Genomic DNA, 18810 nt, shown 5'->3' on the forward strand with positions numbered 1-18810 from the left:
CGTTCGGGGGAGCGGTCTCGAAGTATTCGGGACCGGTGCCGCCGCGGATGGACTCACCCGCCGACGCGCGGCCGTATGCGACCAGGACTAGGCGCTCGCCTTCACCCTAGTGCCGCTTCGGGGGTTCGGGTGGTGTGCCAGGCATCTTTGCGGGCGCCGACCCGCCGCCGGTATGCCGACGGGGTTTCGCCGCTGAACTCCGTGAACGCCCGGGTGAACGCGCTCAGACTCTCGAACCCGACGGCGGTCGACGTCTCCTGCACGGACTGGCCGGGCGCGGCCAGCAGCGCCATCGCGCGCAGCATCCGCGCATGCAGCAGATAGGTGCGCCATGACAGGCCGAGTTCGGTGTGGAATTGCCGACGCAACGTGCGCTCGGACACCGCCACCGCGCGGCTGACCTCCTGCACGGTCACCGACTGCAGGTGCTCCTTGGTGTAGGCCATCGCCGCCGCCACCACCGGATTGTCCGATGCCGGCAGGCTCAGCGGCGCCTCGTGATCGAGCGCCTCGAGCACCAGGTGGCCGAGCGTGCGGAAGAAGCCGTCGGACACCGAATCGTCCTCGCCGCCGACGTCGCGACCGATCGGCCACCGCAGCGCGTGGATCATCATCTCGCGGATCAGCGGCGACACCGCCAGGATGCGGGCGCGGCGGCCGGCGTCGGGGATGAGGTCCGGTTCGAACATCACGGCGACGGACTGCACCTCGGGATTCATCGTCGCCTGGTGTTCGAGGCCGACCGGGATCCACGCCGCCTGCTGCGGCGGGAGCAGGTAATGGGCGGTGGCGGTCTCCACTTCCACCACCCCCCCGATCGCGTACTGGATCTGGTGCAGGTCGTGCGAGTGCCAGCCGGTCACCAGCCGATGGCCCTCGTAGAGGTAGCTGCCGGCGCGAGCGCGGCCACCGCGCCGCAGCTCGATCACTTTGGCCGGTTCAGCGAAAGCATTGGCCGAACGCGCAGAGACGGTCACAACCGGGCAGGGTACAACGGGACACAGGTCCGTGGTGCGCTGTTTCGCCCAGCACGGCCGGCAGCGGCGTCACACACGTGTGAAGGAGAGTCATGCAGACCGACGACCTGATCCTGGTGAGCATCGACGACCACGTGGTCGAACCACCCGACATGTTCCTGCGGCACGTGCCCGCGAAGTACCGCGACGAGGCGCCGATCGTCGTCACCGACGACAACGGCGTCGACCAGTGGATGTACCAGGGCCGGCCGCAGGGGGTCAGCGGCCTGAACGCGGTGGTGTCATGGCCCCCCGAGGAGTGGGGCCGTGACCCCGCCGGCTTCGCCGAGATGCGGCCCGGCGTCTACGACGTGCACGAGCGGGTCCGGGACATGAACCGCAACGGCATCTTGGCGTCGATGTGCTTCCCGACGTTCACCGGCTTCTCCGCTCGTCACCTCAACATGCACCGCGAGGAGACGACGCTGGTGATGGTGTCGGCCTACAACGACTGGCACATCGACGAGTGGGCCGGCTCGTATCCGGGCCGCTTCATCCCGATCGCGATCATGCCGACGTGGAACCCGGAAGCCATGTGCCGCGAGATCCGCCGGGTCGCCGCCAAGGGCTGCCGCGCGGTCACGATGCCGGAGCTGCCGCACCTCGAAGGGTTGCCGAGCTACCACGACGAGGACTATTGGGGCCCGGTCTTCCGGACGCTGTCCGAGGAGAACGTGGTGATGTGCCTACACATCGGCACCGGCTTCGGCGCGATCAGCATGGCGCCGAACGCGCCGATCGACAACATGATCATCCTGGCGACGCAGGTCTCGGCGATGTGCGCCCAGGACCTGCTGTGGGGGCCCGCGATGCGCAACTATCCGGACCTGAAGTTCGCGTTCTCCGAGGGCGGCATCGGCTGGATCCCGTTCTACCTGGACCGCAGCGACCGGCACTACACCAACCAGAAGTGGCTGCGCCGCGACTTCGGGGACAAGCTGCCGTCCGACGTGTTCCGTGAGCACTCGCTGGCGTGCTACGTCACCGACAAGACCTCGCTGAAGCTGCGCCACGAGATCGGCATCGACATCATCGCCTGGGAGTGCGACTACCCGCACTCGGACTGCTTCTGGCCCGACGCGCCCGAGCAGGTGCACGCCGAGCTCGTCGCGGCCGGCGCCGACGACACCGACATCAACAAGATCACCTGGCAGAACAGCTGCCGGTTCTTCAGCTGGGACCCGTTCCGGCACACCCCCCGCGACGAGGCGACCGTCGCGGCGCTGCGGGCCAAGGGCGCCGACGTCGACGTCTCGATTCGGCCGCGCAAGGAGTGGGCGCGGCTCTACGAGGCCAAGCAGCTCGCGAAGGCGTGATGGCCGGCCCGCCGGCGGAGCCTGACGACGGCGGGTCCGGCGGCTACGCGGGGACGACGACCGTCAGCGCGGCGCCGTCGCGTTCGACCGTCATCCCGGCGCGGCGAGCCACCGCGGCCACCGCGGCGGCGTCACCGGGTTCGGCCCGGGTGCCGGCCAGCACCCGGGCGAGCCGGCCCTTGTGCGCCTTGTTGAAGTGGCTGACGATCGAGCGGCTGCCGTCGGCGCGCTCGGCGACCACGTCCACGCGCACCGCGCCCGGCACGCGCGCCAGGCTCCGGTAGGCCCCCGACCGCAGGTCGACCACCAGTTCGTCGGCGGCGATCCGGGCCAGCACCGGCTCCAATACCGGTCGCCAGCGGGCGGCGAGCGTGGGGGCGCCGGGCAGCTTCGCGCCTGCCGAGAGCCGGTAGGCAGGAATGGCGTCGTCGGCGCGCAGCAACCCGAACAGTGCCGACCCGACGGCCAGCCGACTGCGTGCCCGGTGCCGCGCTGCGCCGGACAGCGAGTCGACGTCGAGCGCGTCGTACAGCACCCCGGTGTAGCGGCGCAGCGCGGGCAACGTCGGCGCGGTGCGCAGTACGGCGTTCCGATCGATCTCCGCGTCCTGCGCGGCGGTCAGCGTCAACGCGCGCCGGCTCGCGTCCCGGTCCGCCGACAGCGCGATCAACTCGTCGACCAGGACGCGGCGCAGCGGCGTGAGCGCCGGCTCGGACAGCCCGTCGAAGTGAAGCGGTGGCCCGTCGCCGCCGGCCAGTTTGGTCTCCGACGGCGGCAGCAGCACGATCACCGCGTCACGATAGCGACGCCGGCGCCGCGGCCCCTCGGCCGCTGCTCAGCGATCGGCGCTCGAGAACCACTTGGTCTTGATGCGCCAGGACTGCGCGGAGGAGAGCGCGAACCCGGCGCCGCACACGCACGCGAAGAACCACACCAGCACACCGTTCTCGACCAGCTGCAGCGACGGCACGAAGGCGGTGACGATGCGGATGGTGCAGGCGACGATGCCGCACCCGGTCGCGAACAGGTAGACGTTGGCGATGCGGCGCGACCGCGGATCCTTACGCAACACCAGCAGCGCCCGCCAGCCGTAGCCGAGCAGGTAGATGAGCGTGCCGCACAGCAGCAGCCAGTACGTGGTCAGCCAGGCGTCGGTGGGCACGGTGAAGAAGTCGTCCCGGTAGACGTGCGCGCCGTTGCCGAACGTGAAGGTGGCCAACAGGAGCGGGATGCACAGCGTCGCCGGGCGCTCGACGTACTGCTTGAACGTGGACTGCATGGCGTGGTCGTCCTGCAGCCGGCCGAGGGTGTTGTAGACGATGGCCGACGCCGCGACGATGTAGCAGTCGTGTCCCAGATAGTCCTCAAGGTTCCATTTGCCGGTCAGCGCGTGCAACGCAGGGCCGAGTGTCTGCGACGCCAGCGGCGACATCAGCGCGACCGCCGCGCCCTGCAACGCGATGTTGAGGGTGGCGGCCACTTCCCAGCGACAGTTCCAGGTGACCCGCCGGATCCACAGGCTCCACGCGATGCACGCCAGCGTGATCGCGATGAGTACCGCTAGAGCCATCCGGGCGCCTCGCCGAGGGGGGAAGTGTGGTCAACGAATTGTATAGCTAGAGCGGCGGCGCGTCCTGGCGCGGAGAAAGGTCCCGCAACTTTTTCCGGCGGGTCGAGGTGGTGGTGGCCGCCGGCGCCTCCGCAACGGTGACCGGCGCCGACTGCAGGTAGCTGTAGACCTCTTGCCGGCTCATCAGGCCGAAGCGGATCTGCAGGTCGGGGTAGCTGAGCCCGAACCGGTCGGAGACGCGCCGCAATTCCTCGGCGTTGGGGTAGTCGGACTCCTTGATGCGCCGGTAGTACGTGCTACTCGACGTGCCCAGGGCGTCGTAGATGTCCTTGGCCTCGACCTCGCCGTCCAGCAGGTAGTCGAGCAGCGCCTTGAGCTGTCTGCCGTTCTCGTCCGTCCGTGGCACGACTCCCACCATAGCGGCTCTTCCGTTAACGGGCATCGTCGACCAGCAACCGAGCGGACACTCCGTTATTGACAGTGCCGTCACAGTTCTGGCAGTGGTCTCCCAAATCTGGGAATCGGCGGTATCGTGAGCTCATGGTCGCTCCCATGGTTGCTCCCGGTCTCGCGTCGACACTCACGGTGGCCGACTCCAGCGCGTCCGGTGCGCCCCGCGCCGACGACATCGTGACGCTCACCGCGCCGCTGGCCGCCCCGCTCACCGACGAACTCGACGGCGCAGGGGAGTACCTCGGGGTCACCGTGGAAGAGATCCTGCTTGCGGCGCTCGCCGGCGCCGTCGCCAAGACGTTCGGCGAGGGCGAGCTGCGGGTCGATGTCGCGACCCCCGTCGGCACCGAGTTCCCGGTGACGATCAGCTGCGTCGACCATCACGGCAGCGCCGCGAACGAGGCGCTCGTCGCCGTCCGCCGCGCGCTGGCCACCGCACCGCGGCGCGGCCCGCACGACCGGGCGGCCCAGGCCCAGTTCGGCTACCGCGCCGACGGTGTGAGCGACGAGGACACCTGGAACCCCGACCGGGCCCTGCAGGTGCGTGCGCTGCGCCGCGACGGCACGCTCGAACTGCAGTGGCGTTACGACATGCGCCGCTTCTTCGCCGCCACGGTGGCCGAACTGGCCGAGCAGTTCCCGCTGGCGCTCATCGAGATCACCTCCGAGGCCGTCGCGCCGATCTACGGCGTGACGCCGGTGGCCGCCCGCAGCTACGCCTGACGGACTACGCGCCGAGCACTGCCTGCGCGATCCGCTCGGCGACCGTCGCCGCCGTCGCCAACGACGCCGCGTCCTCGGCCGGGTCGTACCGGTCGGCGGCGGCGTCGTAGACCGCGCCCGCGATGGCGCCGTGGTCGGTGTCGAGCAGGCCGACCGTCACGTCCCACCCCGCCGCGCGCAGTGACGCCGCGAAATCGGTGCTCACCGACGGCGGCACCACGTCGTCGGCCGTGCCGTGCAACAGCAGGAACGGCGTGGCCGGGCCGTCGGGAACATCCAACCCGGCGCCGGTGAACGGGTCGGGCGCCGTGAACGCGCCGGCCAGGCACACGGTGTGCCGCACCGGAACGCCCAGCTCCGACGCCCGGAACGTCAGCGCGGCCGCCGCGGCGCCGCCCATCGACCAGCCGACCACCACCAGCGCCCCGCCGCCGCGCTGCCGCGCGAACTCCGCCGAGCCGAGCAGGTCGCCTCGACCCCGGTCCGCCGCGCGCGCGTTCCAGTCGGCGGCCACCACGTGCACGCCGTGGCCGGCGATGCGCTCGGCGAGCGGACGCACGGCCGCCCGGCTGTCGGCCTGCAAGCCGTGCCACACCAGCGCGACCGGATCCGCGGGATCGCCGTAGAGGTCGGCGTGGCGGCCCGGCGCATATTCCTCCGTCGTCAAGACCCGGCCCTCAGGACTGCGGCAGCCGGACCACCTGGACGAAGAACTCGTCGATCTGGCGGACGGCGTTCATGAACTGGTCGAGATCCACCGGTTTGGTGACGTAGGCGTTGGCGTGGAGCTTGTAGCTGCGCAGGATGTCCTCCTCGGCCGACGACGTCGTCAGCACGACCACCGGGATGTGGGAGAGCTGCGGATCGGACTTGACCCGCTCGAGCAACTGCCGGCCGTCGTACTTGGGCAGGTTGAGGTCGAGCAGGATCAGGTCGGGGCGCGGCGCGTTCTCGTACGGGTGCCGCCGGTACAGGAAGTCCAGCCCCTCCTCGCCGTCGTGGGCGACGTGCAGCGTGTTGCTGATCTTGTTGTGCTCGAACGCCTCCCGGGTGATCAGCTCGTCGCCGGGGTCGTCCTCGACCAGCAGCACGTCGATCGGCCGGGTTTCGTACGCCATCAGTGGGCTCCTTTCCAGGGCCGCCGCGGGCTGGTGCGGCGGGGTCGACGCGGCGGAGGTGGTGTCGGGCATGGGGAGGGTGAAGCGGAAGCGGGTGCCGGCGGTGTAGTCGGTGTCGATCCAGATGGTGCCGCCGTGGAACTCGACGATCTTCTTGCACAGCGCCAACCCGATGCCGGTGCCGCTGTAGGCGTCGCGGCCGTGCAGCCGCTGGAAGATGACGAAAACCTTCTCGACGAACTCCTCGGAGATGCCGATGCCGTTGTCCGACAACGTGATCAGCCACTCGGGGCCCTCGTCGCCGGGACCCGTGGCGGCCTCGCACTCGATCGTGAGGCGCGGCGTCTCGCCGGGGCGGCGGAACTTCACGGCGTTGCCGATCAGGTTCTGCCAGAGCATCGCCAGCAGGGTCGGATCACCCTGCACCTTCGGCAGCTCGGCCGGCCGCACGAGCTGCGCACCGGACTCCTCGATGGCGGTCGACAGGTTCGACAGCGCTGCGTCGAGCGCGGCGCCCAGATCGACCTCGATCTCGGTGGAGTTCAGCCGGCCCACCCGCGAGAAGGTCAGCAGATCGTTGATGAGCACCTGCATGCGCTTGGCGCCGTCGACCGCGAAGTTGATGTACTCGACGCCGCGGTCGTCGAGCTTGTCGCCGTAGCGTTTCTCCAGCAGCTGGCAGAAGGCCGTGACCTTGCGCAGCGGCTCCTGCAGATCATGCGAGGCGACGTAGGCGAATTGCTCGAGCTCGGCGTTGGAGCGCCGCAGGTCCACCGCCTGCTCGTCGAGCAGCAGCTGCGCGGCCCGCGCGGCGGCCAGATCGTCGACGATGCGCTGCCGCATGTTTTCGACGTCGGTCGCGATGGCGCGCAGGTCCCGCGGCCCGCGAGCCGGGATCCGCTCGTCGAAGTCGCCCTCGGTGTTGCGCCGGCACGCGGCGGCCAACACCTCCAGCGGGCGGGTGACGGCCTTGCGGATGAGCACCGCCAGGAGCAGCGCGGTCACGAAGAAGGCGGCGACCATGCTCAGCAGCACCGTGTCGCGCCAGCCCTGCAGGCGCTCCAGCCGGTCCAAGCCGGCCTGCCGCGCGTTCGACAAATGGCGGTTCTGCTCGTCGAACAGCGCCCGGATCTCGTCGAAGTCCGCCTTGCTGCGATCCGCGAACTCGGTGTTCACCACGAACGGCGCGCCCGGCGTGACGGCCTTGATGAGCGGTTCGCCGTATTCGGCGCGCCACTGCTTCGTGGCGTCGGTGATGGCGTCGACGTCGGCGAGCAGGTCGGGCCGGTCCTGGACCCGGGCGCGGATGTCGGCGGCGGCGACCTGCTCCGCCCGCTGCCCGACGTAATACGGCGTCAGGAACTGGCGCTGGCCCGCGATCACGTAGCCGCGCACGGCGGTCTCCTGATCCCGGATCGCGGCCTGCATCTGGTACGCCGCGACCCGGGACGGCTGGATGTTCTCGCTGAGCTCACGCGACACGTCGTCCGTGCGGTTCAGCAGCACGGCGCCGGTGACGGCGCCGCCGAGCACCAGGATGCCCATGACGGCCAGCACGACGTTGACCCAGCCCTGCACCGTCAGCCGCCGGCCCTGCGGTCGGCGCACCGCCGGACGCCTCACCAAGGGGCTCATCGGGTGCGCTCCACGCGGATCACCGCGATGTCGTCCGACGTGCCGCCCACCGCCTGCGCGCGTCGCTCCGCCTCGTCGATCAGCGAGTTGACGAACTGGGCGGCGGGCAGCGCGGCGTGCTGGCGGGCGAGCTGCAGCAGCCCCTCCTCGCCGAGCCGCTCCGAGCCGCGGCCCGAATGCCCTTCGAACAACCCGTCGGTGAGCATCACGATGCCGTGGCCGGCCGGCAGCTCCAGCTCGTTGGTCGGCCAGTTCGTGCCGTTGAGGCCCAGTGCCGGGCCGGCGGCCGGCTCCAGCCACTCCACCGACGTCGGGCTGTGCAGCAGCATGCCGGGATGCCCGGCGCGCACGGCGGTGAACTTGCGGCTGTCGGGGGAGAACGCGAGGCTGAGCACGGTGGCGAAGATGCCGCGACCGGGGCGTTCGGCGAGCAGGATGCGCTCGAGCTGCCGCATCCGCTCGTTGCCGCGCAGGCCCGCGAACGTCAGGGCGCGCCAACCGATGCGCAGCGCGACGCCCAGCGCCGCCTCGTCGGGGCCGTGGCCGGCGACATCGCCGACCATCACGTGCACGGTGCCGTCCGGCGTCTGCACGAAGTCGTAGAAATCGCCGCCGAGCAGCGCATGCTGCCGACTGGGTCGGTACTGCGCGACGATGTCGACGCCGGGATCGTCGAGCAGCAGGGGAGAGGGCAGCAGGCCGCGCTCCAGCCGGGCGTTCTCCTGCGAGCGCAGCCGGCTGGCATGCAGGTCCACGGCCGTCAGCTCGTGACGCTTGCGCTCGATCGCGTAGAGCAGCGAGCGGCGCAGCATCTCGGGCTCGACGCGGCCCTTCACCAGGTAGTCCTGCGCACCCGACGCCACCGCCGAGATGCCGAAGTGCTCGTCGGAATGACCGGTGAGCACGATGATCGGAATGGTCGGGTCGCATTGCGCCACCCGGTTCAGCGCCTCGATGCCGTTGGCGTCGGGCAGATTCATGTCCAGCAGCACGCAGTCCGGCCGCGCCGTCGTCAGTTGTCTCTCCGCGTCCGTCAGCGTCGACACCCACAGCACCCGGATATCCGCCGCCGCGTCGGCGATCAACTCCTCGACCAGCAGCGCGTCCCCGCGATCGTCCTCGACCAGTAACAACGCCAGGGGCTCGCGGCCGAAGTTCCGGGACACTTCCACCGCGGGCATGGCTGCCACCGAGGGGTCATGCGAGGCGAGCATCGGCCATCACGTCCTTAACAGGTCCGTTCACCCCGGTCGCGTGACCTTCTGCTCGAGTGACAACAGGGCGACAATACCGGGGGATCGCGCGAGCCCGGGAATCGACGGCCCGCGCCGGCCCCGGCCGGAAAAAGGCCGGCACCCCGCGAGCCGATGCGCTCACGGGGTGCCGGTTCGTGGTGCCGGTGATCAGCGGTGCAGGTCGAACCGGTCGTTGTTCATGACCTTGGCCCACGCCGCGGCGAAGTCCCTGGCGAACTTCTCGTGGTTGTCGTCCTGTGCGTACACCTCCGCGAGCGCCCGCAGGATCGAATGCGACCCGAACACCAGGTCGTTGGCGGTGGCGGTCCACTTGGTCTGACCGGTCTTGCGGTCCCGGCCCTCGTAGACGTTCTCCAGCGTCTCCGACGCCTTCCACTCGGTGTCCATGTCGAGCAGGTTGACGAAGAAGTCGGTGGACAACACGCCCGGCCGGTCGGTGAACACGCCGTGCTTGCTGTTGCCGTAGGTGGCGCCGAGTGCCCGCAGCCCGCCGATCAGCACCGTGAGCTCCGGCGCCGTCACATCCAGGAAGTAGGCGCGCTCCAACAGCAGCTCCTCGAGCTGCGCCTTCTCGCCGGGACGGACGTAGTTGCGGAACCCGTCGGCACGCGGTTCGAGCACCGCGAACGACTCGGCGTCGGTGTTCTCCTGCGTGGCGTCGGTGCGGCCCGGCGCGAACGGCACCGTGATGTCGAAGCCCGCGTCCTTGGCGGCCTTCTCCACCGCGGCCGTACCGGCGAGCACGATCAGGTCGGCCAGCGACACCCGCTTGCCACCGGTCGCCGAGGCGTTGAACTCCTGCTGCACCCGCTCGAGCGCGGCCAGCACGGTCTCGAGCTCTGCGGGCTCGTTGACCTCCCAGCTGCGCTGCGGCTCGAGCCGGATCCGGGCACCGTTGGCGCCGCCGCGCTTGTCGGTGCTGCGGAAGCTCGCCGCGGAGTTCCATGCCGTCTTGATCAGCGCGGTGGTGCTCGGGCCCGCGCCCAGCAGCCGCTCCTTGAGCGTGGCGATGTCGGAGGAGTCGATCAGCGGGGTGGTCGACCGCAGGCACCGGGTCCTGCCACAGCTGCGGCTCGGGCACCCAGGGGCCGAGGTAGCGGGTGATCGGGCCCATGTCGCGGTGCAGCAGCTTGTACCAGGCCCGCCGGAACGCGTCGTCGAGCTCCTCGGGGTGGTCGAGCCAGCGCCGGGTGATCTCGCCGTAGATCGGGTCGAACCGCATCGACAGGTCGGTGACCAGCATCGTCGGCTTGCGCGGCGGGCCGCCGAACGGATCGGGGATGATCGGCTCGGCGTCCTTGGCCTCGAATTGCCAGGCGCCGGCCGGGCTCTTGGTCAGTTCCCACTCGTTGCCGTACAGCAGCTCCAGGTAGCGGTTGCTCCACTGCGTCGGCTTGTCCGTCCACACCACCTCCAGGCCGCTGGTGATGGTGTCGGGCCCCTTGCCGGAGGCGAACGCGCACTTCCAGCCCAGGCCCTGCTGCTCGATGGGTGCGCCCTCGGGCTCCGGGCCGACCAGGTCGCCGTCACCGGCGCCGTGGGTCTTGCCCAGCGTGTGCCCGCCGACGATCAGTGCGGCGGTCTCCACGTCGTTCATCGCCATGCGGCCGAACGTGACGCGGATGTCGTGCGCGGCCTTGAGCGGGTCCGGCTCGCCCTCGGGACCCTCGGGGTTGACGTAGATGAGGCCCATCGTGGTGGCGCCGTAGCGCTCCTCGAGCTCCCGCGCGCCGTCACCGGAGCCGGCGTAGCGCTTGTCGGTGCCGAGCCACTCCTCTTCCTCGCCGAAGATGACCTCCTCGGGCTCCCAGAAGTCGGGGCGACCGAAGCCGAAGCCGAAGGTCTCGAAGCCCGCCGACTCCAGGGCCACGTTGCCGGCGAACACCAGCAGGTCCGCCCAGGAGATCTTGTTGCCGTACTTCTTCTTCACCGGCCACAGCAGCCGGCGAGCCTTGTCGAGGTTGGCGTTGTCCGGCCAGCTGTTGAGCGGGGCGAAACGCTGCATGCCCTGGCCGCCACCACCGCGCCCGTCGTAGGTGCGGTAGGTGCCCGCGGCGTGCCAGCTCATGCGGATGAACAGGCCCGCATAGCTGCCGTAGTCGGCCGGCCACCAGTCCTGCGACGTGTTGATGACCGCCATCACGTCGGCCTTGAGTGCCTCGACGTCGAGCTTCGCGAACTCCTTCGCATAGTCGAAGTCCTCGCCCAGCGGATTGCCCTTCGGCGAATGCGCGTGCAGCACCGACAGGTCGATCTGGTTGGGCCACCAGTCCTGGTTGGTGCGCGGCCGGTGCGGCGTCGGCTGCGGCGACCGGATGGCCGGGTTCTCGCTCTCGCTTCCGCTGCTGTGGGTGGTCGCCCCGGGCAGCGGGGGCTTGGCGTCGGATGTATCAGATGACACGGACTTCCCTTCCATATTTCGGTGTTGAGCTGTCGATCACACGGGTCATCGGGCGGCGGCGCAGTCGGGACACAGGCCCCAGTAGATGACCTCGGCCTCGTCGATCGCGAAACCCTGCGGGGCGCCGTCGGAAGCCGTCAGGCAGGGCGCCTCGCCGACGGCGCAGTCGACGTCGGCGATCACACCGCAGGACCGGCACACGACGTGGTGGTGGTTGTCGCCGACGCGGGACTCGTAGCGCGCGACGGAGCCCGACGGCTGGATGCGGCGCACCAGGCCGACGGTGGTGAGCGCGTTCAGCACGTCGTAGACGGCCTGGCGGGACACGTCCGGCAGCGTCTGGCGGACAACGCCGAACAGCGTCTCGGTGTCGGCGTGCGGGTGATGGTGCACGGCCTCGAGCACCGCCACCCGAGGGCGGGTCACCCGAAGGCTCGCGGAACGTAGCTTGTCGGCGAGTTCCGTGGGCGAGGGCACGCCACGAATATGTCGCACTTAACTGGATCTGGTCAAGACTTTGGCCGAATCTGACCGCCCCGGACCCCCGTCTTGCCCGTCGCGGCCACCGGCGCGGGTGTTTAGCGGCGGCGGCGTCGGGCACCAGAGTGCTGACACCCAAGGACGGAAGGTTCCCCATGCGCATCGTCATCACCGGCGCCAGCGGCAACGTCGGCACCGCGCTGCTGCGTCGCCTCGTCAACTCCGGACAGCACCACGAGCTCGTCGGGGTGGTGCGGCGTCCACCCGAACCGGTGGACGTCTACGCCGACGTCCAATGGCATTCCCAGGATCTGTCGGAGCCCGACACCGCCGACCGGCTGACCGAGATCTTCGCCGGCGCCGACGCGGTCGTCCACCTGGTGTGGGGCTTCCAGCCGACCCACGACCGCGACTACCTGCACCGCGTCGACGTCGGCGGCACCACCGCGGTGCTCGACGCCGCCCACCGGGCCAAGGTCGGCCACCTGACGCACATGTCGTCGGTCGGCGCCTACGCCGCGGGCCGCTACGGGCAGCGCGTCGACGAGTCCTGGCCGGCCACCGGCATCACCACGTCGTGGTACAGCCGCCACAAGGCCGAGGCCGAAGCGCTGCTCGACGACTACGAACGCACCCACGGCAGCGACGGCGTGCCGATCGCCCGGTTCCGCCCGGGTTTCATCCTGCAGCGCGCCGCGGCCAGCGGACTGCTGCGCTACACGCTGCCGGCCTACGTCCCGATGGGCATCGTGCCGCTGCTGCCGGTGCTGCCGATCGACCGCAAGCTGTGCCTGCCGCTCATCCACACCGACGACGTCGCCGACGCGATCGCCCGGGCCGTCGAGCGCGGCGCCACCGGACCGTTCAATCTCGCCGCCGAACCGCCGATGTCGCGCGCCGACATCGCCGAGGTGCTGGGCGCGCGCCCGATCCACGTGCCGTCCGGGGTGCTGGGCACGCTGGTCGACCTGAGCTGGCGGGCACGGCTGCAGCATCTCGACCGCGGCTGGCTGGACCTGTCCTTCACGGTGCCGCTGCTGAACTGCGACCGCGCGCGCCGCGAGCTGGGCTGGGAGCCGCGCTACTCGTCGAAGGAGGCGTTCGCCGACTTCCTCGCCGGTGTCAGCGAGCGCGCCCACACCGCCAGCGCGCCGCTGCGGGCCCGGTCGATGCTCGACCTGCTGCGCAAGGACGTCACCGAAGGGCTGATCTCGTCGCGCCGGCTACCGTGACCCGCCGGCGGGGGATCGCGGCGGTGGCGGCATCAGCAGCCGCCTGACCGTCGCGGCGCCGCTCACTGCCGATTGTCGAGCGCAGCCCGGATGATCGGCAGGAACCAGCCGGACACCGGCCAGGCCGCCGCCAGGGCGACGGCGCACGCGACGCTGACGGCGCCGAGCACCGCCCGCTGCCCAGCGCCGCGGGAGTCGTCGCCGAAGGTGCCGCGCAGCAGCAGCACGGTGGTGACCAGCCAGCCGACGACGTAGAGCGCGATGAACCCGAACCTCACCCCACCCGTTGTACCCCCGCTACCATCCGGCCATGGCGAAGGTGGAGTTGTCCCGCGAGCTGGCCATCGACCCGCAGACCGCCTGGGAGCGGGCCTCCGACCTGCACGCGCTGGGCGACTGGCTCGTCATGCACGAGGGATGGCGCGGCGAGTTGCCCGACCAGATCGGCGTCGGCACCACGATCGTCGGCGTCGCCGGGGCCAAGGGCATGCGTAACCGGGTCACCTGGACCGTCCAACAGTGGGACCCGCCCCGGCTGCTCGACGTCACCGGCAAGGGCGTCGGCGGCACCAAGTACGGCCTGCGCATGCAGGTGAAGCCCACCGCGACGGGCAGCGCGTTCTCCGTGCGGCTCGACCTGGGCGGCGCGCCGCTGTTCGGACCGATCGGCGCCGCCGCGGCCCGCGCCGTCAAGGGCGACATCGACCGATCGATCCGACGCTTCGAGGAGCTCTACGTCGGGTAGAACGACGGGCGTGCCGAAAAACGCCGAACTGACCGTGTCCGACCCCCGCACCGGCGACTTGGTGACGCGGCTCCCGATCGCCGACGACGCGGCATGTGACGGCGCGATCGCCCGCGCCGACGCCGCCGCGGCGCAGTGGGCCCGCACCCCGGCCGCCGAGCGCGCCGCCGCCCTGCACGCCGCGGCCGCCGCCGTCCGCGCCGCCGCCGACGAGCTCGCCGAGCTCAACGAGCGGGAGACCGGCAAGCCGCGGGGCGACTCGCTGGGCGGGGTGGAGGCCGGGGTGGGCACGCTGATCCAGTACGCCGAGCTCGGGCCGCTGCACCGCGGCCGCAGCTTGCAGGGCGACTGGGGCGCCACCGACCTGATGATCGCCGAGCCGCGGGGTGTCGTCGCGGTGCTCACGCCGTGGAACGACCCGGTGGCCGTGGCCGCGGGCCTGCTGGGCGCCGCGCTGGCCGCGGGCAACACCGTGGTGCACAAGCCCAGCGAGCGGTGCCCGGCGACGGGCCGGCGCTTCGCCGAGCTGCTCGCCGCGCAGCTGCCCGACGGCGTGCTGGAGATCCTCGACGGCGATGCCACGGTCGGTGCCCGGCTGGCCGGCGACGAGCGGGTGGCGCTGGTGGCCCACGTCGGCAGCAGCGCCACCGGCCGCGCGATCACCCGGATGTGCGCCGAGCGCGGCGCCAAGGCGCTGCTGGAGAACGGCGGCAACGACGCGCTGATCGTCGACGCCGGCGTCGATCCGCGGTGGGCCGCCGAGCAGGCCGCGCTGGGATCGTTCGCCAACGCCGGGCAGATCTGCGTCTCGGTGGAACGGATCTTCGTCGTCGCGGACGTGGCCGACGCGTTCGTGCCGGCGCTGGTCGACGAGGCGCGCAACTGGGCGCAGCGGATCGGCCCGGTGGTCGACGAACGGCAGCGCCAGACCGTGCACCGTCACGTGACCGACGCCGTGAAGGCCGGCGCGCAGGTCCTGGTCGGCGGCGAGCCCGCGACCGGCCCCGGCACGTTCTATCCGCCGACCGTGCTCACCGACTGCACGCCCGACATGCTGGTGTTCGCCGAGGAGACGTTCGGCCCGGTCGCGCCGGTGCGGGTGGTGGCCGACTTCGACACCGCCCTGCGCGAGGCCGCCGACGACCGCTACGGGCTCGCCGCCACGGTGCTCACCCCCGACATGGCCCATGCGCAGGAAGCGTGGCGATCGCTGCCGGTCGGCACGGTGAAGATCAACGCCGTCTTCGGCGGGGCGCCCGGCGGCGCGTCACAACCGCGGCGCGCCAGCGGCAGCGGCTTCGGGTTCGGTCCCGAGCTGCTCGACGAGATGACGCAGGTGAAGGTGGTGCATTGGTCGCCGCCGGGCGGCTGACCGCACCTCCGGTTTGGGCAACCGGCCCTCGCGGGCGATCCGGCGCGTGGTAGCAATTGAACACCGCGTCGCTGCGCAGGGTTGGCTGTCGCGCCGGGAAGAAGGGGTCCGCCGGTGGTGATCCGTGCGCTCGTGCTGCTCACCGGCTGGCTGCTGCTGTGCGGCGTCGTCAGCCCCGTCGCCGCGGCGGAGCCGGACCCCGGAGCCGTCGCCGCCGAGCCCGCCGACGACGGCCTGGTCGAGTCGCCGCCCCCGGCGACCACCGACACCCCGGACGGCGCGACGCTGACGCTCTCGGCCAAGGACGAGACGCAGCGCAACGTTCCGCCGCTGACCACCGCGCTGTCGTCGCGCGAGTACGTCGTCGGCGGCACCTGGAACGGCGAATTGAGCGGACCGCAATCCGACCAACCGCCGCACGGGGTGTTGGAGGTCGGCTACCAGATCGGCTGCGGCATCGACATGAGCACGTCGCAGGGCGTCACGCTCGCGGGCACCGCCGGCATCACCTCGTCGGTCGGACTGGCCGGGATCGACGTCGCGTCGCCGGGGCTGGACGGCCTGCTCCCGGTGGTCAGCACGCCGGTGAGCGGCAGCATCGCGCTGGGCCTCAAGCCGGGCATCGTCAACATCGTGTCGGTGTCGAAGAAGGAGTTCACCGGCGCCGCGCCCTGGGTGAAGCTGACCGGCTTCCGCGTCAAGATCGACGGCTGCGTGGGGGAGTCCTTCATCCGGTCGTACTCGTTTCTGACCAGGTCGACCCCGGAGGGCGACGCGATCCTGGCCTACTACGGCACCACGAAGAAGGTCTGACGCGCCCGTGAGCTCACCCGTCGGCACCCTGGTCTCCGTCTCGGTCGACTGCCCCGACCCCGACGCGCTGGCGCCGTTCTACCGCGACCTGCTCGGCCTGCAGGAGGGTTACGCCCGGCCGGACCGCAGCGTGATCGCGCTGGTCGGCGCCGGCGTCATGCTGACGTTCATGCGGGTCGACGACTACACGCCGCCGAACTGGCCGGGCGGCCCGCAGCACCAGCAGCTGCACCTCGACATCTCCGTCGACGACCTCCCGGCGGCGGTCGAGGCGGCGGTGCGCCTCGGCGCCCGCGAGGCGCCGCACCAGCCGTCGCCGCAGGTGCACCGGGTGCTGCTGGACCCCGTGGGACATCCGTTCTGCCTCACCAGCTTCCAGCCCGACGGCGGCTAGACCGGCCAGCTCTCCCGCCGCAGCGCCGCGTCGAAGAACATCCACTCGTAGCGGGCGGTCGTGACGAAGTGCGCGCGGGCCGCCGCCTCGTCGGCGGCGGTGAGCGTCGGGCCGACTCGATCCGTGAGCGCCAATACCTCCGCAACCGTGGCGGTGAACTCGTCGCCCCCGTAGCTGTCGATCCACGCCTGGTAGCGGTCGTCGCGAGAGCCGTTGCGCGCCAGCGCGATCCCCACTTCGGCGTAGATCCAGTAGCACGGCAGGATCGCGGCGAGCCCGTCGGCGAAGCTGCCGCCGTAGGCGGTCGCGAGCAGGTAGCTGCAGTAGGCGCGGGTCGTGGGCGACGGCGCCGTGTCCTCCAGCGCCGCGGCGTCGACGCCGAGCCGGGGGAGCAGGCTGCTGTGCAGTTCCAGCTCGACGTCGAAAACCTCGGCGGCGTGCCGCGCGAACATCGCGGTGTCGGCGGGCGCCGGCGCCTTGGCCGCGACGATGGCCAGCGCGCGGGCATAGTCCCGCAAGTAGTGGACGTCCTGGGCGACGTAGTGGGCGAACGCCCGGTCGTCGAGGCTGCCGTCGGTGAGGCCGACGACGAACGGGTGGGCGTGGATGGCCGCCATGATCGGCGCGATGTCGTGCCACAGCGCCGTCGACCACGCCTCGGGGTCGGCCGCGCCGATCGCCGGCGTCATGAGCCGGCCGCTGCGGTATCGGCGATGGGGGAGGCGACAGTCTGCACGCGGTGATTCTAATGAGGTGGTGCCCCCGGGCCACAGGCTGAGCACCTGCTTGGCAGACTGTCGGCCATGGCACAGATAACGCTTCGTGGAAATCCGATCAACACGGTCGGCGACCTGCCCGCCATCGGCTCCCCGGCGCCGGCGTTCACGCTGACCGGCACCGACCTGGGGACCGTCAGCAGCGAACAGTTCCGCGGTAAGCCGTTGCTGCTCAACATCTTCCCGTCGGTGGACACGCCGGTGTGCGCCACGAGCGTGCGGACGTTCAACGAGCGTGCCGTCGACAGCGGCTTGGCGGTGCTGTGTGTGTCGAAAGATCTGCCGTTCGCGCAGAAGCGGTTCTGCGGCGCCGAGGGAATCGAGAACGTGACGACGGCGTCGGCGTTCCGTGGCAGCTTCGGCGACGACTACGGCGTGACGCTCGCCGACGGCCCGATGGCGGGGCTGCTCGCCCGCGCCGTCGTCGTGGTGGGCGCCGACGGCAACGTCGCCTACACCGAGCTGGTTCCGGAGATCGGCCAGGAACCCGACTACGACGCCGCCATCGCCGCGGCGTCCTGACGCCGGGTGCAGTGACGTCACCGCGGCGGTGACGTCACCGTTTCGGCACGCTTGGGCATCGGCTTCACGACGACCCCGCCGCGGCACTGACAGCTGGGCCGGCGGTGTTGTAGAAGTGAACGCCGTGATTACAGTTGCGGGTGTTCCTCGGGGGGCGCTCCGGCGCGGCGCAGCGATGCTGCTGGGAGCGCTGCTGGTCCTGACGACACCGGGATCGGCCACCGCGAACCCCCTCACGCGGCCCGCCGCTCAGCAGCGCGCCGTCGAGCTGGTGCTGTCCCGGGCACTCTCGCAGCGCGGCGTCCCGTTCGTCTACGGCGGCGGCGACGCCACCGGCCCCACCCGTCCGAGGCCCGCGGCTCCCGCGCCCGATCCGCTCGTCGCACCCGCCGCCCCGGGCGTCGCCGGGTTCGACGCCTCCGGCCTGGTGGTCTACGCCTTCGCCGGCGCCGGCATAGCGATGCCGCGCACCTCCGCTGACCAGTACCGCATGGGCCGCAAGATCCTGCCGTCCCAGGCGCTGCCGGGCGACCTCATCTTCTACGGTCCGCAGGGCACCCAAAGTGTCGCGATCTTCGTCGGCAACCAGCAGATGGTGGAGGCCACGGACCCGGCCGTCACGGTGTCACCGGTGCGGTTCGACGGCATGACGCCCTACCTGGTGCGCATCATCGGGTAGCAGGCCCGCGCGCATCAGCGCGCCGGGCGGAATATCGCACGGCGGGCCCGCGATATGTCCGGTGGATCTCCGGGTACCCGAGCAGCACGGTCCCGGAGGCGAACGGACAGGAGCGCGATGATGATCTTGGCGGTGCCGGCCCTCCTGCTCGTCGGCCTCGTCGGGGTGGTGCTGGTGGCGGGCGGCGACGTGGTCGTGCCGGTGTTTGTCGGGGCGCTGTCGGTGATGGCGCTGACGTTGCTCGCGCTCGACGGACGGTCTCAGGGCGGCGGCTTCCGGCTGCCACGCCATCGGTGAAGGCGGTCACCT

At 71.0% G+C, this 18810-nt stretch carries 20 protein-coding genes and 2 pseudogenes; 10 read left to right on the forward strand and 12 right to left on the reverse strand.

Annotated features, from left to right (window positions below; genetic code table 11):
- Nucleotides 1–101: 101 nt before the first annotated feature.
- Nucleotides 102–977 (reverse strand): helix-turn-helix transcriptional regulator, encoded by an 876-nt coding sequence (locus LV457_RS13385; RefSeq protein ID WP_232171669.1) that lies wholly within the window; start codon nucleotides 975–977, stop codon nucleotides 102–104.
- 92 nt (nucleotides 978–1069) lie between these two features.
- Between LV457_RS13385 and LV457_RS13390 the strand changes: the two genes are divergently transcribed.
- Nucleotides 1070–2332, forward strand: a complete 1263-nt coding sequence (locus LV457_RS13390; protein ID WP_232171670.1) for an amidohydrolase family protein — start codon at nucleotides 1070–1072, stop codon at nucleotides 2330–2332.
- Between the two features lie 43 nt (nucleotides 2333–2375).
- On the opposite strand, the gene yaaA is transcribed toward LV457_RS13390, so the two are convergent.
- From yaaA to LV457_RS13405, 3 genes are read right to left on the reverse strand one after another with little or no spacing between them, the layout of a single operon-like run.
- A complete protein-coding gene (gene yaaA, locus LV457_RS13395; RefSeq protein WP_232171671.1) occupies nucleotides 2376–3122 on the reverse strand; it encodes a peroxide stress protein YaaA in 747 nt (248 codons plus the stop codon).
- Between the two features lie 45 nt (nucleotides 3123–3167).
- Entirely contained in the window at nucleotides 3168–3902 is a 735-nt protein-coding gene (locus tag LV457_RS13400) for a hypothetical protein (protein ID WP_232171672.1), read from the reverse strand.
- A 46-nt stretch (nucleotides 3903–3948) separates the two neighbouring features.
- Nucleotides 3949–4308 carry an XRE family transcriptional regulator gene (locus tag LV457_RS13405; protein WP_232171673.1) on the reverse strand — a complete coding sequence of 120 codons (360 nt, stop codon included), beginning with the start codon at nucleotides 4306–4308 and terminating at the stop codon, nucleotides 3949–3951.
- Nucleotides 4309–4454: 146 nt separating this feature from the next.
- On the opposite strand from LV457_RS13405, the gene LV457_RS13410 reads away from it, so the two are divergent.
- A complete protein-coding gene (locus LV457_RS13410) occupies nucleotides 4455–5078 on the forward strand; it encodes a hypothetical protein (RefSeq protein ID WP_232171674.1) in 624 nt (207 codons plus the stop codon).
- A gap of 4 nt (nucleotides 5079–5082) precedes the next feature.
- Here LV457_RS13410 and LV457_RS13415 read toward each other — a convergent pair whose 3' ends face one another.
- From LV457_RS13415 to LV457_RS13440, 6 genes and pseudogenes are all read right to left on the reverse strand, one after another.
- Complete coding sequence (locus tag LV457_RS13415; protein ID WP_232171675.1) at nucleotides 5083–5745, reverse strand: alpha/beta hydrolase; 663 nt, start codon at nucleotides 5743–5745, stop codon at nucleotides 5083–5085.
- 10 nt (nucleotides 5746–5755) lie between these two features.
- The gene (locus tag LV457_RS13420) at nucleotides 5756–6196 is read right to left on the reverse strand and encodes a response regulator (protein ID WP_232171838.1); all 441 of its coding nucleotides are present in this window, start codon (nucleotides 6194–6196) and stop codon (nucleotides 5756–5758) included.
- Between the two features lie 48 nt (nucleotides 6197–6244).
- A pseudogene (locus LV457_RS13425) lies at nucleotides 6245–7831 on the reverse strand (CHASE3 domain-containing protein); the annotation flags it as partial.
- The gene (locus LV457_RS13430) at nucleotides 7828–9012 is read right to left on the reverse strand and encodes a PP2C family protein-serine/threonine phosphatase (RefSeq protein WP_232171676.1); all 1185 of its coding nucleotides are present in this window, start codon (nucleotides 9010–9012) and stop codon (nucleotides 7828–7830) included. The pseudogene LV457_RS13425 and the gene LV457_RS13430, both read right to left, overlap by 4 nt.
- 222 nt (nucleotides 9013–9234) lie before the next feature.
- Nucleotides 9235–11488, reverse strand: a pseudogene (gene katG, locus LV457_RS13435) (catalase/peroxidase HPI).
- A 45-nt stretch (nucleotides 11489–11533) separates the two neighbouring features.
- Complete coding sequence (locus tag LV457_RS13440; RefSeq protein WP_232171677.1) at nucleotides 11534–11965, reverse strand: Fur family transcriptional regulator; 432 nt, start codon at nucleotides 11963–11965, stop codon at nucleotides 11534–11536.
- A 158-nt stretch (nucleotides 11966–12123) separates the two neighbouring features.
- Between LV457_RS13440 and LV457_RS13445 the strand changes: the two genes are divergently transcribed.
- Nucleotides 12124–13200 carry an NAD-dependent epimerase/dehydratase family protein gene (locus LV457_RS13445; protein WP_232171678.1) on the forward strand — a complete coding sequence of 359 codons (1077 nt, stop codon included), beginning with the start codon at nucleotides 12124–12126 and terminating at the stop codon, nucleotides 13198–13200.
- A 62-nt stretch (nucleotides 13201–13262) separates the two neighbouring features.
- Here LV457_RS13445 and LV457_RS13450 read toward each other — a convergent pair whose 3' ends face one another.
- Nucleotides 13263–13478, reverse strand: a complete 216-nt coding sequence (locus LV457_RS13450; protein ID WP_232171679.1) for a hypothetical protein — start codon at nucleotides 13476–13478, stop codon at nucleotides 13263–13265.
- 32 nt (nucleotides 13479–13510) lie between these two features.
- On the opposite strand from LV457_RS13450, the gene LV457_RS13455 reads away from it, so the two are divergent.
- From LV457_RS13455 to LV457_RS13470, 4 genes are all read left to right on the forward strand, one after another.
- The gene (locus LV457_RS13455; RefSeq protein ID WP_232171680.1) at nucleotides 13511–13945 is read left to right on the forward strand and encodes an SRPBCC family protein; all 435 of its coding nucleotides are present in this window, start codon (nucleotides 13511–13513) and stop codon (nucleotides 13943–13945) included.
- A 10-nt stretch (nucleotides 13946–13955) separates the two neighbouring features.
- Nucleotides 13956–15317, forward strand: coding sequence for an aldehyde dehydrogenase family protein (locus LV457_RS13460; protein ID WP_232171681.1), 1362 nt, complete (start codon nucleotides 13956–13958; stop codon nucleotides 15315–15317).
- 114 nt (nucleotides 15318–15431) lie between these two features.
- Entirely contained in the window at nucleotides 15432–16130 is a 699-nt protein-coding gene (locus LV457_RS13465; RefSeq protein WP_232171682.1) for an MspA family porin, read from the forward strand.
- A 7-nt stretch (nucleotides 16131–16137) separates the two neighbouring features.
- Nucleotides 16138–16524: a VOC family protein gene (locus LV457_RS13470; protein WP_232171683.1), complete on the forward strand. Its 387-nt coding sequence runs from the start codon at nucleotides 16138–16140 to the stop codon at nucleotides 16522–16524.
- Here the strand turns inward: LV457_RS13470 and tenA are convergent.
- On the reverse strand, nucleotides 16521–17213 hold the full coding sequence (gene tenA, locus LV457_RS13475; RefSeq protein WP_232171684.1) for a thiaminase II: 693 nt from the start codon (nucleotides 17211–17213) through the stop codon (nucleotides 16521–16523). The two genes, LV457_RS13470 and tenA, sit on opposite strands and share 4 nt — an antisense overlap.
- Nucleotides 17214–17327: 114 nt before the next feature.
- On the opposite strand from tenA, the gene tpx reads away from it, so the two are divergent.
- From tpx to LV457_RS13490, 3 genes are all read left to right on the forward strand, one after another.
- On the forward strand, nucleotides 17328–17822 hold the full coding sequence (gene tpx / locus LV457_RS13480) for a thiol peroxidase (protein WP_232171685.1): 495 nt from the start codon (nucleotides 17328–17330) through the stop codon (nucleotides 17820–17822).
- Nucleotides 17823–17997: 175 nt separating this feature from the next.
- Nucleotides 17998–18501, forward strand: coding sequence for an NlpC/P60 family peptidoglycan-binding protein RipD (ripD, locus tag LV457_RS13485; protein ID WP_232171686.1), 504 nt, complete (start codon nucleotides 17998–18000; stop codon nucleotides 18499–18501).
- 117 nt (nucleotides 18502–18618) lie between these two features.
- The gene (locus LV457_RS13490) at nucleotides 18619–18798 is read left to right on the forward strand and encodes a hypothetical protein (protein ID WP_232171687.1); all 180 of its coding nucleotides are present in this window, start codon (nucleotides 18619–18621) and stop codon (nucleotides 18796–18798) included.
- The last annotated feature ends 12 nt before the right edge of the window (nucleotides 18799–18810 follow it).

This window comes from Mycobacterium sp. MYCO198283, from assembly GCF_021213805.1.
In the GTDB taxonomy this organism is placed as follows: Bacteria; Actinomycetota; Actinomycetes; order Mycobacteriales; family Mycobacteriaceae; genus Mycobacterium.